The following is an 834-nucleotide window of genomic DNA, read 5'->3' as shown; positions in this document are numbered from 1 at the left end:
CAGCATGATGAGCAGCGGCCATTGGGTCGCCCGCCGGCGTCGAGGTTGGGACATGATCTTCCTCCAGCCGGCGAAGCCGGATTGTCATCGTTGTAGTAGATACGCGCCATCAGCATGTCCCCCCTCATCGGATCGCTCTGCTGAAGCTGGGAGGACGACGGTTTGCGCCAAGCCCGGGATAACCACGCTGAGCTTCCGCGCTCCAGACAAAGTCCGAGAACTCCAGGCGCGCAGAGGCGTGCCACTCGGAAAACGGGCGCTCCGCTTGGGTTCGGATGCCGAGACCTGTCGGGCGGAGCCTTTCTCGGCCCGGCCGACATGCTGAACGGAGCGCGCGCCGGGTGGAGATCTGGCGTCATCGCGGCCGGCGCGTCTTCGAAGCCGAAGGCGCCAGCCGTAACTAGACGGGGTTCAGGAGGCCTTAGTGACGGTCGTAACCGGTGTAGCGCGGCGCGTCGTAGTGGCCGCGCTGAGCCCGCCGATGGTCACGACGATCATGCCGGTCGCTATAGCTGTAGGCCTGTGCGCCGTAGTACGATGACCCGCCTCGGTAGCCATACCCGGCGTAGGGTTGGACGTAGCTGTAGCTCGGGGCCGAATTGCGATGCCCGCCGCCCGATTGCGCGGCATGACTGCCCTCGCCACCATAGGCTGCCTGCCCATAGGCCTGACCGCGGCCGTGATTGTCATAGGCCGGCTGGGCCATCGCGGCCGACCCGACGATCAGGAAGAGAGCCGCCGCGGCGGCCACGAGATATTTCATGTCCAGCTCCTTTGTGCTGGGGCGCGCCTCGCCAGGGAGCGAGAGCCTTTAGCCATGGCGTATCATCGGCT

The 834-nt window shown here is 65.7% G+C and carries 1 protein-coding gene; it reads right to left on the bottom strand.

Annotation, left to right across the window (positions count from 1 at the left end; all coding sequences use genetic code 11):
• Positions 1 to 421: 421 nt before the first annotated feature.
• The gene (locus tag AX721_RS00080) at positions 422 to 763 is read right to left on the bottom strand and encodes a hypothetical protein (protein ID WP_068873889.1); all 342 of its coding nucleotides are present in this window, start codon (positions 761 to 763) and stop codon (positions 422 to 424) included.
• Between the last annotated feature and the right edge of the window lie 71 nt (positions 764 to 834).

This window comes from Phenylobacterium sp. CCH9-H3 (genome assembly GCF_001557235.1).
Lineage (GTDB): Bacteria > Pseudomonadota > Alphaproteobacteria > Caulobacterales > Caulobacteraceae > Phenylobacterium.
This window is presented reverse-complemented; position numbering and strand designations above follow the sequence as displayed.